The organism is Pseudoflavitalea sp. G-6-1-2 (assembly GCF_012927185.1).
Taxonomy (GTDB): Bacteria; Bacteroidota; Bacteroidia; order Chitinophagales; family Chitinophagaceae; genus Pseudobacter.
Map to the genome: position 1 here is coordinate 1,047,631 of NZ_JABBGB010000003.1, position 14,195 is coordinate 1,061,825.

Genomic DNA, 14,195 nt, shown 5'->3' on the forward strand with positions numbered 1-14,195 from the left:
CATCAGGATAATTTCAATAACGCTGCAACGGTTTCCGGCAATCCGGAGTCAACGCCGGTATGCTTATGAGATTGCTGGCGCTGGCGATTGTCATATTTTTCGCGTCCCAACTTCAGGGACAGCGATGCACCATACCCGGACAGACACCTGTAACTGCATTTCCGGTTTGTGGCAATGCTGTGTTTAATCAGCGAAGTGTATCTGAATGCACCAATGGTGAAATACCCGTGCCGGGTTGTGCAAGAGGCGTAAACAACTACGCTGATAAAAATCCCTACTGGTATAAATTCTATTGCTATTCCGGAGGAACGCTGGGCTTTCTCATCAAACCCAATAACGGAGGTGATGATTACGACTGGCAGCTCTTCGATATTACCAATCATCATCCGGATGATGTGTATACGGATGCCAGTCTGGTAGTTACCGCTAACTGGACGGGCAATCCGGTCGGCAATACCGGCGCTTCCGCAGATGGCGTACCGTATCTGGTTTGCGGCACTATCAACAGGGAACGCAGACCTGCTTTCACTGCCATGCCAACCCTGATCGAAGGACACCAGTATTTGCTGCTGATCAGTCATTTTACCAATTCACAAAGCGGTTATTCACTTTCATTCGGAGGAGGCACTGCAGTGATCACAGATCCCGATCCTCCAAAACCAGACAGGGCATGGGCCGGTTGCGGTGGCGTTACTGTTACGGTGAAGCTCGATAAGAAACTGATCTGCACAAGCCTCGCAGCCGATGGCAGTGATTTCAGCATGGTGCCGATGCCGGCAGGCGTGAAAATATTGTCCGCATCCAGTTCCCGGTGCAACGGGAATTTTGATATGGATACTGTGCAACTTCAACTCAGTACCGGATTGCCTCCCGGAGATTATCAGGTATTGTTCAAGCGCGGCACCGACGGCAATACACTCACGGATGAATGCGGCAGGGAAGTGGCCGAAGGGTCGGTGATCCCATTCAAAGTACTGCCCGTTCCTTACACTCCGATGGACAGTCTGATGCCGGTAGTCTGTGCTCCGAAATATGTGGACCTGTTTTTTTCAAAACCCATGTGGTGCCCATCCATCGAACCGGGTGGCAGCGATTTCCGCATCACCGGAACAACTCCTGTACGCATACTGAAAGCCTATGGCAACTGCGTAAACAAATTGTCTACCACCATCAGAATTGAATTTGATGCACCCATTTTACTGGAAGGCAATTATATCATCACGTTAGTGGAAGGTTCTGATGGCAATACCATCGAAGATGAATGCCGGCAGGAAACTCCCGCTGGCGCTACGCTTAGGTTCAGCACGAAAGATACGGTGAATGCAGATTTCAATTACAGCATACAATGGGGTTGTAAAGAAGACATCGTTCATTTTACGCAGCATGGGAAGAATAAGATCTCCTCATGGAACTGGAATTTCAATGGAGAAGGATCGAGTACAGCGCAGAACCCGGTCTTTGGGTTTAAGCTGTTTGGTGATAAGAAAATTCATCTTACTGTCTCCAATGGATTCTGTACTGCCGGAAAAGACACCCTCATTCAGCTCGATAATTACATCTATGCCGCATTCTCCGTTCCTGATTTTGTTTGTCCTGATGATGTTGCTGTGTTCAAGAATCAGAGCGCCGGCAAGATCGTATCATGGGAATGGAATTTCGACAACGGTTACATGAGTACATCCAAAGACCCGCCTCCGCAGAAATATCCTCCCGTAACAATCGGAAGAAATAAATACTACAATGTACAACTGAAAGTAACGGACAAACTCGGCTGCACGGATACGCGAACAAAGCGGCTGCAGGTGGTGTATTCCTGCTCTGTGGCGGTTCCCAATGCCTTTACTCCCAATAATGATGGGAATAATGATTACCTGTACCCGCTGAATGCATGGAAGGCGACTAATGTCGATTTCTCCGTGTTCAACCGGTACGGACAACTCATTTTCCACACTACCGACTGGACCCGAAAATGGGATGGCACATTCAAAGGAGCGCCACAACCAACGGGCAATTATGTCTGGATGTTGCAGTACACCGATCCTGAAAGCGGAATAAAAGTGGTGAAGAAGGGAAGCACGATACTGATCCGCTGATGATGCTCCCCGTTATTTCCAGAATCCCTGCGCCTGCACCTGGTGTGCGGCTACACCTTGCTGCTTCAGCATCTTGCGAAGACCATGCACCATGTAAGAATTTCCTGCAAGATAGAACTGTTTGTCGCCACGCTGCGAACAGCCTGCAATGAACGATTCAGCTTCTGCCGTAGTGCCCAGCGTTCCGATGCTTAGACTGGGGAATGCCTGAGAAAAATCTGCTCTGTATTGCGGATTGCTTACAATGATATTTCCGGTGATGTTGCCAAGACCATTGGTGAGTTGCATGAGTGCAAAGAAATGTCCGATAGCGCTGGGGTCGCCGAGAAATACATGCGTGCTGCAATCTGCGGGTGGCTTTCCATACGAATCCATACCGAGATACACAAGCTGCTGACCGGGCTGAAGTTTGCGTACCCACTCGCTTCCAGGGCCTTCGTGTGCGGTGTCGATGTAGATGGAGCAGCTTTTCGTATGCTCGTCCCAAATGGCTGCTGTATAGTCGCGGTACTTGCCTGCGGCCACTTTGAATTTGATATGCTGGGGGCGGTTCCATGCATCCATCCTTGCTTCGGGCAGATGCATGCGCACTTCGTACATGCCGGCATAATGCTGCAATACATAGAGCACTATACCTTTCTTTGCGATGGCAGATTCGAGCAATCCTGTTATTCTGTGTTTAATGCTGGTTGTTTGTTCCACTGTTGATATTTTATGCAAAGCAACGAACAGTGGATGCTTCAGAAAATAGAGGATTAGCGGTTTTGATTGGACAAATCGAGGTGCATGATGCGGAAGTCGAGCGGCGAAGATCCGGTTACTTTTTTGAAGAGTCTGCTGAAATAAGTAGGATCGTCGTAGCCGGTACGATAGGCAATTTCTTTTGCGGTGAGATCGGTATGAACCAGCAGGCGTCTGGCTTCGAGAAAGATTTCCTGCTGAATCCAGTAACTCGCTGTGAAGCCGGTATGAAGCTTCACGATTTCGTTGAGGTAAGAAGTGGAAATGTTCAGCATCAGTGCATATTGACCGGCACTCCTTGCCATGAGAAAATGTGCTTTCACCAGTTTTCTGAATTCCTGCACCAGTGTATCGGTGCGGCCTGCCTGCCTGTTGTTGTTGCCCATCCATGCATTGTCTACTGCTGCGGCCAGCATGCCTGTGAAAGCCTGCAGTAAGGAAAGCTGTGTACTCATCTGCAAAGGATGTGTGGCAGATTGCTGAAACTCATTGAGCAGTAAAGACGCACATTGCATGAGCTGCGAATTTTCTTCGAGCCTTACGTACTGGCAGGCGGGACGGCCGTGCTCCAGCAGACTTCTGGTTTGATTGTTCAGTACAGATGCATCGGCGGCTACAAACCAGCCGCTGCTGTTTCTGCCGATATACTGATGAATCTGACCTGGACAAATATACCCGGCGCCGGTTCCTTCGAGACGCATTCTTTCGAAGTCGATCATCACTTCGCAGAAGCCCTGGTGCTGAACGTAGAAAACATAGTGATCGTCGCGATGGGCTTCGTGTGCAGGATCATGGAGCTCTTCGGTACTCATATCGAAGTATTCGATTCTGAATCCCGGAGAGCCCGCCAGTTCTGCAGTGTGAAGCGGTATCGTTTGCTGTTTCTTTCTGTTTTGTTTGCTCATGCCTCTGTGCTTGTTCACGAATGATGCAGCAATTTAACGGAGTATGCGCACAGAAGTTTACGAATTGGGGAAGATTCGGTTAATATTTGGTAAATCTCTTACGATGCCCATATCGGCAGTTTTGTACAGCGCCTCCGGTATCTGCGCAAGTGTGGAAGCATGTACCTGTTCCCCCAGCGTGTAGAATTGCTGAAAGCTCATGATGAGTGGTTTCCATTTATCTGGGTCGATGCGGTTGGGATCGTTGTTGAAGAGTATGGATGGATGAAGATGCACGCGCTGTATCCGCAGCTCGAAAGTGATGATCTTTCCCTGCTGCGCAGGCTCATCTTCACCAATAGGATGAACCGCTGCCAGCGCGGCTTCCAGCTGAACCGGACATTCATTGGCGCGTGGTGCTTCAACGGTGAGGGAAGGAACCGGAGTAAAGCCCGCCAGTTCGAACTTTCCTTTCACATGGCGGTAGCCTTTCTGTTGTTTGCCTGCCGGAACAGGATCGCTGCCCGTTGTTTTTGCCAGCAGGTTCACTGCCGCAACCTGATCGACGGAAGGAAGATTGAGCAAGCATTCGCGCGTTCGGAGGATGTTCTGGGTTGTTTTGCTCGATGCCGCCAGTCCGATGATGCAGCGCCATCCGAGCCAGAAGGCAGACGACATGGGTGCGAGATTGAAACTGCCGTCTTCATTAACGGTGCTGATAACCACTACGGGAGTGCCGAAATAGAGTATGGGAGGTTCGCTTTGAATGTGCATGATGTTGCTTTTTGAAGCAGCAAATCTATCATGGCATAGAGTGGAAGGGAACCCGGTTCTTGCGGAATTATGGAAAGGGTAACAGCCCGAATCTCTTTACAAAACCTGTTGCATGAGAAAAAAAGGATACCTCTTTGTCGCATTGACTGCTGCTTTGCTTTCCTGCGAAAATGATGGACCAACCGCCATCCGCGATCTCCGGACGGAACTTGGTCCGGCACTTCAGGTGATCGTTTCCAGTACAGTGTTCAATTCATATCACGATACGGCTGCTTACAGGTTCATTACGAGATCTGCCGGCAAAAAAGATTTGCTTAGCATGAGCCGTTCGGAGCATCCGCGGATCAGGGCGCTGGCTTATCATCTGCTCACCAAAGATGCCGGTGAGGACGGGTTTGCATTCATGATGTCGCATCTGCAGGATACTGCGAATCTGATAACTGATCTGGGTCATATGGGTGTAGAATGGGAGCGCGTTGCTGATTTTATGATCAGGAATGCCCAGTGGAGTTCATTCGAAAAAAGGGATAGCACCATCAGGCAGATCATTTTGCATCATAACAACCTCAATTCAGCCTATATGGGTTTAAGAAAAATTGAAATGACAGAAGATCTTCATGCTGCTGTACTGAGCATGTGTTATCGCGAGCCATATTCTTCTGAACTATGGGAAGAACCATTGGTTGCCCTTGCCAGATTCAAACGGGAAGAGGATGTGGCTGTTTTGCATGATATCTTACTGAAGAAGATCAGTTGGCTGGGACGGGAATCATTCGTGATGATGAAAGAGTATCCGCATGCAGCGTATATCGATGTATTGAAAGCATTCAGCAAAAGGATCTACAAAATATTGGGCAATGATTATACCGGCTACGTAAAGGTGGAGAGTTATTTAAAAACGCTCGTGGCATACAGAGATCAGGAATGTACGCGTATACTGGATACTTTGCTGATAAAGCCCAGGAATGTATTGGAGTCGAAGTACGATGATGTAAAGGACATCATTATGCGGGCTGTTTTTGAGAATCCGCACCCCGGCAATGCAGCATTGAGAAAGCAACTGCAGCGTGACTATCAGGAATACAGCAAATGGCAATTTGAATTGCCGGCCACGGGGAGGTGGGTGAAGAAACCTTTGGATTCTGTGATCACCTGGCGTTCCTCACGGGCAGATACCCTTGGTTATGAATCTATTTCTTCCCCGGTTTCATATAATGTGCTTTCTGTGCCGGACTCAACCGTTCGATCGCATACCGCAAAAAAGTCCGGGGAAGTTTTGCCGCATATTTGTCGAGGAAGGCAAGCAGTTGCTTCGGTTGCTGAGAACCCGCCATGCGCAGCCATCCGCCGGCTGCTTTCTGAATCAGGTCTTCTTTATCCTGCATCAGCATCTCAGATATTTTGAAAGTTTCCGTGGTATCGCCTTTACGAAGGAAGTAAGCCGTGGCAACGATGGCAGTTCTTCTTTCCCACATATTCTTCGATCTGGCGAGGCGGTACAGTGGATCTTTCGGTTTACCATCGAGGTAAGCTCCTACAACAAATTGAGCGGCAAGGTCTACCAGGTCCCAGTTATTGATGCGGTCGTGACGGCGGAGATAAAGCTCGTAAAGAGCTTTGCGTTGTTCCGGACTGGTTTTCCTGTTTCTTCCCTGTTTGTCCATGATGCTCATGGCGCCGGCCCGCAGTTCGTGAATGGGGCTGTCCATAAGTATTTCGAGCTGGTCGGGCGTCATGGCAATGAAGGTCTTTGCCAGATCGAAGAGATGGCCCATACGAACCCCGATGAACTGATCACCTTCTCCATACTGACCTTCGCCCGATTTGAAGTAACGTTGAATTTTGCGGAGCTCTTCATCAGACTGAAGCAGGTATAGTCTCCGGGTAAATTCAGCGGCGCTGAAATTGCCTGAAGCTCCAGTTGGGGTCTTTGCGGAAGACTTTGCTGATTTTGCTTTAGGGGAAGGGGATGTTTTGGAATTTACTGCTGCTTTGGTGGCTGCTTTACGGGGATGGACAGCCGTATTCACTGAACCAGAGCCTGTTACCTTTGGAGAAATGCCTTTGCGTGAAGGAGAAAGCGGCTTAGCAGACTTCGAAGCCTGTGCCGGCTTTGTGCCGGAATTGGGTGTTGCGGAACCGTTAGCCCGGTTGCCGGATGCTTTTTTGGAAGTTGTTGCAGCTTTCTGCTTGTTTTCACTTCTGGTTCTTGCAGCAGAAGTTGCAGTCTTTTTTTGCGAAGAAACTGATCTGGCGGAGCTTTTGCCCACTTTTCCGGTAGACTTTTGATTTTTGTTGCGGAGGGTGGCCATAACCGAAAATTTTTCGTTGTTTTTCCAAGATACACAATTTGGATAAGCACTAACCCTTAGTGAGACTTGAAAAAATAATAAAGCCTGAAAAAAATCAAATGAACTAACGTCTTTATTTACAATGCAAAGCGCTGTAAAGTACGCCGGATGCGATTTGCATGATAAGTTTTCTGTAGAAATTTTTACTAAATTTATTGCCTCAGTTACTGATAGTTTCAACACTGGGTTGTATAACCGAAATGTGAAACACGGCTGAAAAAACCTAACAATTATAACCTTATGCTATCCAAACTGACCAATGTGGCTATTGTAGATGATCACACGTTATTCCGTAAAACGCTCAGAAACTTTTTATCTACACAGGCCAATGTGAATGTGGTAATCCAGTCTCCCGACATCGCGGACCTCCTGAGCAAATTGAAAGACGCCAATGTTCATGTACTGCTGATGGACATATTCATGCCGAAATTATTCGGGCATGATGCGGTGAAAATCATCAAAGCAGAGTATCCTGAAATCAAGATTCTTATTTTGTCTATGTGCACCGACATGGAGCTGCTGAGCAGCCTCCTCGATGCAGGTGTATGTGGCATCCTCTCCAAAGCGGATGAACCCGAAGAGCTGATCCATGCCATCGGCGCTTTGTCTGAACAGCGCATCTACCGAAGCAAACTGTTCACCGAAGCGATGTACTGGAGCAAGCAGAACATCATCAAGAAAAATGCAGGCGCCGAGATCCCGCTCAATGCACGTGAAAGAGAAGTGCTGCAATTGCTCTGGGAAGAAAAGAGCAACAAAGAAATTGCAGATCATCTTTTTTTAAGTGTAAGATCTATCGAAAAGATCAGGCAGGATATGAAAGAAAAACTGGGATTGAAATCCACAGTTGGTTTGCTCAAGTACGCCATCGCCAAAAAGATCATACGCCTGTATGAACCGGAGGCTGATATGAGCGTGCATCTTGCATCCACTCATTTCTAAACTAAAACTTATAGCAGCAGGTGTTTACGGAAAGCGGCTCAGCTCCGATCTGAATACCAGTGTTTCCGAACTGATGGATTTGAATATAGCCGAATCCATCAGTCTCTCACCTGCATTCCAGGTAGGCTCCATATCTGCCCAGCTGTCTGAACCGATCAGCAGGTACCAGTGGTTGAGGTTATCTCCATCTACTGCTTTGTAGGTGCGGAAGTATTTGATACCGGGTTTATCCTGCAATTTGTTGCGTAATGTCCTCACTCTCCATTGTGCGCGATAGTCGTCCCGCACTTCAAGAGCTATCATTTTCATGTATTTTGTTTTCAGCCCAACTTCAAGGTTGTAGCTGACAGCTGGTATGGCCTGCCATTTCATGGCGCTTTGAAAATCTGCGTAGGGTTCGGTATTTTTCTCGTTGTCTTCTCTGTCGCCCGATGGGTTCACCGGATGATCAAAATCAGCCCATGCATGATCGATGGTAGCATCCATAAATTGTCCGGCCCTCGGCCCGGAAATGAAAGTCCATCCATACCATCCCCATGTATCGCCGTTATCCGCATGCCATCCGAGATGGCGTTTATATCCATCCTCAAATTTTTGTTCCATTCCGGCTTTGGGTTTCCAGGTCACAAACTGCGCGAGGCTTTTGCTCTGCGCCTCACTGATCAGAGGAAATATCAGCAATAGTGTAAAAAAGGATCTCATGGCTTTTTCTTTTAAAGATAAAATAGTGCGTTGGCTGTTTATCGTTGCTCCGCCTGATTTATAGGTTGCTTAACAAAATGAGATCGGTATTGGTTGCAGTTTTATTACCGTAAATGAAACTGCCCCGGAAGCGGTTGCTTCCGGGGCAGAGATCAAAAATCATTTATTGAAAAGATGATTAATATTTAGCTGGTTGACCTGCCTGTGGTAAAGAGGCTTTGATGAATTTGCGAACATCTTCGTTCGAAGTTTCGAGATCGGCTTTACGGAGATACATCATGTGCCCGCTGCGGTAACCCACAAAGCTCAGTCTGTTCTTCAGCTTGCCGCTTGGATCGATATTCCACATGCTGTACTTGGCGTTGAAGTAATCGCAGGCGCCATCGTAATAGCCACTCTGGATCATCACTTTCAGCCATGGGTTCTGTGCCATAGCCTGACGGAGATTCTCGCCGGTGCGGTCCTGCGTGCGATCCCACGGATACACCGATCCGAACATATTGTACTTGAGATCGGTTTTGTATTTCAGTTCATCACGCAGATACATATTGATGGGAGGCGTAAAAGAATGCAGCCAGCTGGTAAGCTCTGCATTAAAATCAGGAGAGTTGCCGCCATCGCTGCGGTCTACGCCGAGGTAACGGCTGTCGAGCCTTCCAACGGTAAAGCCTTTATCGCGCATGAGCTCTTTCCAGAAGAGATCGATGGGCAGAACGAGATTGTTGCGCAACACCACCTCTTCCGAAATTCCGGAGTAGCGCGCCACTTTTGCAGCGAGCGCTTTCTTTTTCGATTCTTCGAGAAAGCCGCCTTTAGCGAGTGCAGGAAGCAGTTCGTTTACAGTAAACTCTTCTACTTCGGGCAGCATATTGGTGAGGTCTTTCTGCTGAAGTGAAGACTCCAGTTTTTTATGAAACCATGCAGTGGCAGCGAAGTAGGGGAGGCGGTTGGCTCCGCTAACGGGACCGTCCCTTTCGATATCGAGGTCAGTGGGAGATACGAGTATCACACCATTGAGATACATCCAGTGTGCGTTCTGCAGTTCGAGTGCGAGGCCCGAAACTCTTGTGGTACCATAACTTTCGCCGATAAGGTATTTGGGAGATGCCCAGCGGTTGTTGCGGTTCACGAAAGTGTTGATCCATTCACCGAGATATTTGATGTCGGCCCTGGTGCCGAAGAATTTTGTAGCAGGAACATTCTTATCGATGATGCGGCTGAAGCCGGTGTTCACCGGATCGACGTACACAATGTCTGCCACGTCGAGAATGGAGTAGGGATTTTCTTTGTATCCGTATGGCTGAACGGGATAACCTTCGTCGTCGATATTCAGCAAACGTGGACCAGTATACGCAATATGCATCCATACCGAAGCGGAGCCGGGTCCGCCGTTGAAGCTGATCACGAGCGGGCGTGCAGCTTTGTCCTTAACATCGGAGCGTTCGTAGTAAGTGTAAAAAACGCCGGCGATCACTTTACCATCTTCATCCCATACAGGAATGGTGCCGGTAGTAGCGCGGTATGGAACTCTTTGTCCTTTGATGGTTACAGCATTTTCAGTAACAACATTCTGATCGGGATTCAGTACGCGGCTGCCTGCGGCCGGCTTCTCTTCTTTGGGAGGGGGCGGTGTTTCTTTCGGGGGATTGTTTTTAGGTTGTGCATTGGACTGTGCAATTGCCATGCAGCAAAGAAATACCATCAGAGCAGTTTTTTTCATACAGTGTGTGCGTTTGGTTGGTTCTGGAAAACAGCAATCTACTCAATAATGAATAATATCGGTAAGAAGCGGTGGCAGCGGTTTTTTTCAGGTATTTGCGGTTGGAGCAGGCCATGTGCGACGCGAAAACCGCGCAGACACCTCATTGTAACGAAAAGACAACTGCATAGAAAAAAATTTAAATGTGCTGATGTTTGAACGTTTTTCGAATTTTATTTTGAAATTTGTTTAGATAGCCCTCTCACTCTCCCCCTCTGCATATTTACAATCCATCCCATTAAAACGATCTTGTTTCTTCAATAGCTATGTGTGCAATTCCTGCTCCGGAAACGGTGCATCGGTTGTACTGTCTGATACATACTATTAACCATTAAACCTTGTTTTATGAAACATGAACATTCCGTTCAGGTAGCAACCCGTATTGCCCTGATTAGAGTGCAGCAGGACTATGCCCAAATGGTAAAGACCTCTACATTCTCCCTTCAAGAACTTTTCAATCCGGATGATTTTAGTTTGATGGAGTATTGCCGTGCTTATAACCCTCACCCACAAACGGAGTTGCTGGTGGATGTGGTAAAAGAGTTCGGCGAGCGATTCAACATCTGGCTGCCGAATGCAAGGCATTATGTTACCAGTGCACTGTTTCTTTTTCCCGATGCCGATTATCAGCGTGCAACTGCGCTGGTGAAGAATCTGGCCACCGATTATTTTCTCAACGACACTATGGGCAGAGAGATCTACAAGTATCTTTCCAAAGAACAGCAGATGGGAGCGAAGGAACTGATTGGCCGAATCACTTCGCTCGACGAAGAGCTCTCCACCATCCCCGCTGCATTAGGCATCGAGCTGGCCAATGTGGAGATGCTGAAAGAGATCAGGGATATTTCACCGCTTCCCTGGTTTATGGAGTTTCTTAAACTGTACCTGTATCACATCGAAGTAACGCATAAAGATTGCTCGGCTGCTGCGCTCGGTTATATGCCAACGGTAGAAGAATATATCAGCATGCGCAATCATACTTCGGGTATGCCGCATATCATTGCACTGGCAGAGTACAGCGACAACCGGTTCCTCGATTGGAACTGGCTGGCCGATATGAAGCTCGACGCACACCTGAGAAGAATACATCGCGCCGTGGCCCTGTTCGGTTGCCTTACCAACGACCTTTTCTCATTCGAGAAAGAAGTGATCGACAGAAATGCCGACCCCAATCTGGTGATGGCAGTGGCAATGAACAATCCCGAAATGAGTTTTGAAGAGATCATCCGCTTTTCGGCAGGCATTGTGAAGAATGTACTTACAGACTTCCTTTCGCTCACCGAACGCATTTACGAACGCATAAAAAACCTGCCTACATCTGAAGAATCAGAAACCCTGCGGATCCATATGGGAACTATGGAGAAGATCGTACAGGCTTCCTGGATGTGGCAGGTATATACAAAAAGATATAAACGCGAGCAAAGCATCTGGACTGAAACCAGGCTGCAGGAAACAGCAGCTGTTGTCAGCTGATCTTTTCTTTAACAGCATTTTCTTCGGCCAGCCCGTTTGAAGCAGACAGGGCTCTGCTGAGCACTTTTGCCAGCGAGCCCTGCTCTATTGGCTTGAGAATATAATCATCGGCGCCGGCAGCCAGCAGTTTGTCGAGCGAATCTGTATACACATCTCCGGTTGTAACTATCACCGGAATGCTGCGCAGCCTGGCATCGCTTTTCAGCAGGCGGATGGCTGTTTCGCCATTCATCAATGGCATATGATAGTCCATTATGATAAGATCGTAATTCATGGATGAAGCTTTCAGCAACAGCTCTTTTCCGTTCTCCGCAATGGTAGCCTTGCAATCCAGCGCTTCGAGGCTGATGCAAAGTGCTCTTGCATTGAGTGCATCGTCTTCGGCGATCAGCACTTTGGCTCCGTTGAAACTTGCTGGTGTATTGTCTTCTTCGGGCAGTTCCAGATCCACTTCTTTGAGTTTGCCGAGATGGAGTGGAAGAGTTACCGTGAAAATGGTATACCCATCGAAGGTGCAGTCGAATCCGATATTGCCTTCGAGTGATTCTACTTTGTTACGGGTGATGAATAAACCGAGGCCGCTGCTTTCCGGTACCAGCGTGCCATTCATGCCACGCATGAAAGGATCCCAGATGGTCTCTCTTTTCTCAGGCGGAATAGGCTTGCCCTGATTCTTCACCTGAATGATCCATCTGCCATTGGATTCGTCTACACTTACCAGCACTGTTACTTTGCTTCTCTTGGTGCCGAACTTGATGGCATTCGACAGCAGGTTGTTTACAATATGACTGATCTTATGCGGATCGGAAGAAATGAGCGAAGGAATATTATCGAACAGCAATCCGATACTGATCTGTTTCTTCTGAGCCAGTACGCCTCCTACACTGATCAGTTTGGTAAAGAATTGTTTTACGTTGAATGTAGAAATGATATTGGGTTCTGGCTTGCCCGCTTCAATCTCAGACAGGGTGAGTACGTTGGAGATCACCTGCTGTGCATTGATGCTGGCCATATTCAGCATATGCGAATACCCCTCCAGATTTTTATAGTTTTCGTTTTTGGTGACCTCTGCATGCAGTTTTTTGGAGAGCAGTGAAATGGCATTGATGGGGGAACGCACTTCGTGTGTTACGTGCGCCATATAGTTCTTGATATAGCGGTTCGATTTTTCGAGTTGATAGCTTTTGTCCTGCCGAAGTACAAAACCTGCTGAAGTGAGCAGTACGATCACCAGAACACTGATCATAGCCAGCAGCTGAATAGTGCGGATATAATCTGCGTGTTTGATAGGATCGAGAAAAACAAGAGGTTTTCCGTAATTATACACGCATTGTACAAATATCAGTACGCCGATAGCTGTTGCAAATGCAAGCGCTCTGTTGCCCGGCTTGCGGAACAACTGAAATGCAATGGCCAGCATAAAGAATACCATGAATTGCAACTGAAGCACTTTGCCCATCATGGCGCCGAAATAAGCTACGGCCGCGCAGGTAGTGGCAAAGATGGTGAAGGCGGCGAGGTTTTGCTTATGCCATCTTCTGTTGAGTTGTGTGGCGAAATAATTCAATGCAGCATACAGCGCAATGGCGATGGTGATGCGCCAATCGGCAACGGGCAATGCCCAGAGATGAAATACAAATGTAAATGGAACCAGCACCCAGGTGAGGAGAAGACCGAATTGATTGATCTTTTTGAACCGCTCTTTGTCTTCCTCGTCGGGAAGAATTTCGCTGCCTTTGGTGATCTTGTTCTGCCACCACTGCCTTACAAAACCTGCTACATTAGTACAGGAGGTTGCGATTCGCTCCCATAAGCGGATTACCGGGTTAATGACAGTTGTAAGCATACCGTTAATTTTGATGGATGATTAATAAATAACAGATGCCGTGGGTACGAACATCATCTTTCAATTGCATCTATCAGAGCTAACCATGCTATAGAGGATATACCTGCGTGTTCCTGTTGCAAGGCATAACGGTATTTACTGCTGTGAACGTAGTCAAATATAGACAATTCTTCCATATTTTTTCTTAGCATCAGATAAGAGTAACTGCTTACATGGGTTTTATACCATTCGGTTTAAAAACTTCTGCTTCCCGTTTCAGTGGATTAAACAAAACAGGTTTGAATTATTGTACGGAATAGCCTCGGATTGCTCTTGCATCAACACCGGCTTACAGCCTGAAATGATGGCCGGATCACTGTTTGCAGAGAAATAGATTTGTTCCATTGCAATCATTTTCATTTAGTTATTGATTGAGTCGATAAGAAGAGGCAGGCGTCGCAAAATTAGTTGCCAATAATTAGCGGCGACACCGCTGAAACTGTTCTGCATCCTCCGGAACAGCTTGGCGGCTTACTGAAATTTTTTTTCAGAACGGGTATTTCTACCCGGTAAATTCTTCCTTCCCGCTCTGCGGAAACGGGCACGCAACTATGCAACCAGGCATCACGGGTAGGAGGGAGCGCGAATGTT

Annotated in this window: 10 protein-coding genes; 3 read left to right on the forward strand and 7 right to left on the reverse strand. The window is 47.6% G+C overall.

What is annotated here, in order from left to right:
• Positions 1 to 59 precede the first annotated feature (59 nt).
• Complete coding sequence (locus HHL16_RS21615; protein ID WP_169427419.1) at positions 60 to 2,093, forward strand: gliding motility-associated C-terminal domain-containing protein; 2,034 nt, start codon at positions 60 to 62, stop codon at positions 2,091 to 2,093.
• A gap of 12 nt (positions 2,094 to 2,105) precedes the next feature.
• On the opposite strand, the gene HHL16_RS21620 is transcribed toward HHL16_RS21615, so the two are convergent.
• The 4 genes from HHL16_RS21620 to HHL16_RS21635 all read right to left on the reverse strand — a co-directional run bounded on the left by HHL16_RS21620 (position 2,106) and on the right by HHL16_RS21635 (position 6,804).
• Complete coding sequence (locus HHL16_RS21620; protein ID WP_169427420.1) at positions 2,106 to 2,795, reverse strand: SIP domain-containing protein; 690 nt, start codon at positions 2,793 to 2,795, stop codon at positions 2,106 to 2,108.
• A 53-nt stretch (positions 2,796 to 2,848) separates the two neighbouring features.
• Positions 2,849 to 3,739 carry a helix-turn-helix domain-containing protein gene (locus HHL16_RS21625; RefSeq protein ID WP_206022532.1) on the reverse strand — a complete coding sequence of 297 codons (891 nt, stop codon included), beginning with the start codon at positions 3,737 to 3,739 and terminating at the stop codon, positions 2,849 to 2,851.
• Positions 3,740 to 3,796: 57 nt separating this feature from the next.
• Complete coding sequence (locus HHL16_RS21630; protein WP_169427422.1) at positions 3,797 to 4,492, reverse strand: flavin reductase family protein; 696 nt, start codon at positions 4,490 to 4,492, stop codon at positions 3,797 to 3,799.
• 1,190 nt (positions 4,493 to 5,682) lie between these two features.
• Complete coding sequence (locus HHL16_RS21635) at positions 5,683 to 6,804, reverse strand: DNA alkylation repair protein (RefSeq protein ID WP_169427423.1); 1,122 nt, start codon at positions 6,802 to 6,804, stop codon at positions 5,683 to 5,685.
• 279 nt (positions 6,805 to 7,083) lie between these two features.
• Here HHL16_RS21635 and HHL16_RS21640 point away from each other — a divergent pair, with 279 nt between their 5' ends.
• Positions 7,084 to 7,785, forward strand: coding sequence for a response regulator transcription factor (locus HHL16_RS21640; protein ID WP_169427424.1), 702 nt, complete (start codon positions 7,084 to 7,086; stop codon positions 7,783 to 7,785).
• Positions 7,786 to 7,809: 24 nt separating this feature from the next.
• Here the strand turns inward: HHL16_RS21640 and HHL16_RS21645 are convergent, their stop codons facing one another.
• On the reverse strand, positions 7,810 to 8,487 hold the full coding sequence (locus HHL16_RS21645) for a hypothetical protein (RefSeq protein ID WP_169427425.1): 678 nt from the start codon (positions 8,485 to 8,487) through the stop codon (positions 7,810 to 7,812).
• Positions 8,488 to 8,665: 178 nt separating this feature from the next.
• Positions 8,666 to 10,207, reverse strand: a complete 1,542-nt coding sequence (locus HHL16_RS21650) for a carboxypeptidase (protein WP_169427426.1) — start codon at positions 10,205 to 10,207, stop codon at positions 8,666 to 8,668.
• A gap of 384 nt (positions 10,208 to 10,591) precedes the next feature.
• On the opposite strand from HHL16_RS21650, the gene HHL16_RS21655 reads away from it, so the two are divergent.
• The gene (locus HHL16_RS21655; RefSeq protein ID WP_169427427.1) at positions 10,592 to 11,719 is read left to right on the forward strand and encodes a terpene synthase family protein; all 1,128 of its coding nucleotides are present in this window, start codon (positions 10,592 to 10,594) and stop codon (positions 11,717 to 11,719) included.
• Here the strand turns inward: HHL16_RS21655 and HHL16_RS21660 are convergent.
• On the reverse strand, positions 11,712 to 13,565 hold the full coding sequence (locus HHL16_RS21660; protein WP_169427428.1) for a response regulator: 1,854 nt from the start codon (positions 13,563 to 13,565) through the stop codon (positions 11,712 to 11,714). The two genes, HHL16_RS21655 and HHL16_RS21660, sit on opposite strands and share 8 nt — an antisense overlap.
• Between the last annotated feature and the right edge of the window lie 630 nt (positions 13,566 to 14,195).

What these genes read in the sequence shown, in the direction of transcription:
- HHL16_RS21615 (WP_169427419.1), top strand. Translation starts at nt 60, where the DNA reads ATGCTTATGAGATTGCTGGCGCTGGCGATTGTCATATTTTTCGCGTCC.
- HHL16_RS21625 (WP_206022532.1), bottom strand. Translation starts at nt 3,739, where the DNA reads ATGAGCAAACAAAACAGAAAGAAACAGCAAACGATACCGCTTCACACT.
- HHL16_RS21630 (WP_169427422.1), bottom strand. Translation starts at nt 4,492, where the DNA reads ATGCACATTCAAAGCGAACCTCCCATACTCTATTTCGGCACTCCCGTA.
- HHL16_RS21635 (WP_169427423.1), bottom strand. Translation starts at nt 6,804, where the DNA reads ATGGCCACCCTCCGCAACAAAAATCAAAAGTCTACCGGAAAAGTGGGC.
- HHL16_RS21640 (WP_169427424.1), top strand. Translation starts at nt 7,084, where the DNA reads ATGCTATCCAAACTGACCAATGTGGCTATTGTAGATGATCACACGTTA.
- HHL16_RS21645 (WP_169427425.1), bottom strand. Translation starts at nt 8,487, where the DNA reads ATGAGATCCTTTTTTACACTATTGCTGATATTTCCTCTGATCAGTGAG.
- HHL16_RS21650 (WP_169427426.1), bottom strand. Translation starts at nt 10,207, where the DNA reads ATGAAAAAAACTGCTCTGATGGTATTTCTTTGCTGCATGGCAATTGCA.
- HHL16_RS21655 (WP_169427427.1), top strand. Translation starts at nt 10,592, where the DNA reads ATGAAACATGAACATTCCGTTCAGGTAGCAACCCGTATTGCCCTGATT.
- HHL16_RS21660 (WP_169427428.1), bottom strand. Translation starts at nt 13,565, where the DNA reads ATGCTTACAACTGTCATTAACCCGGTAATCCGCTTATGGGAGCGAATC.